This is a genomic window from Vibrio sp. D173a, from assembly GCF_030248475.1.
The window spans coordinates 1-546 of sequence record NZ_JAHGAH010000637.1 but is presented as its reverse complement, the minus strand read 5'-3'; the positions used below and the strand labels follow the sequence as shown (position 1 = coordinate 546).

The 546-nt window shown below is 46.0% G+C and carries 1 protein-coding gene; it reads right to left on the bottom strand.

The window, feature by feature from the left end:
* Nucleotides 1–546 (bottom strand): extracellular solute-binding protein (locus KIV40_RS28130; protein WP_285352492.1); only part of this gene is annotated, 546 nt, incomplete at both ends.

Genomic DNA, 546 nt, shown 5'->3' with positions numbered 1-546 from the left:
TCGGTAATCTTCAAACCATTAGCACCAGGGAAAGAAACCCACGTGTCCATCAAAGGCAGCGACGATACTGCGGTTTTATGATTTGGTCGCTCTTGATAAAAAGCGTCTAAAGATTGAGCTGCTATTTGGTTGGGCGGCATATAACCCGTAAAATGTGGGATCTGTTGATTTCCCTCTGGACCAGTGATGTATTTGATGTATTTCCACGCTGCTTCCTGTTGTTTCTTATCTTTAGAAAGCATAACAACCGCATTACCACCCACTGGCAAAGTGCCACCATCACGTACTTCTGGGAATTGGACTGTCTTCAGTTCAAACTTATCGCCAATAGTGCCTGCGCCAAATGAACGTTCTGCACTTCTGCGCTGGTAGTCCGGCATGTCGGCTTTAGTATGCATTTGAGCCAATTGGTTGATCGCCCACTGTCCCTCTTCTCCGTCGAATGCTACTTTCCCGTCACGTAAAATATCGCCGCCTTGTGACATAACAAGAGATAGCCATAACCAATTTCCTGTGATGTTCCAGTCGTAATACATGCCTTTAGGG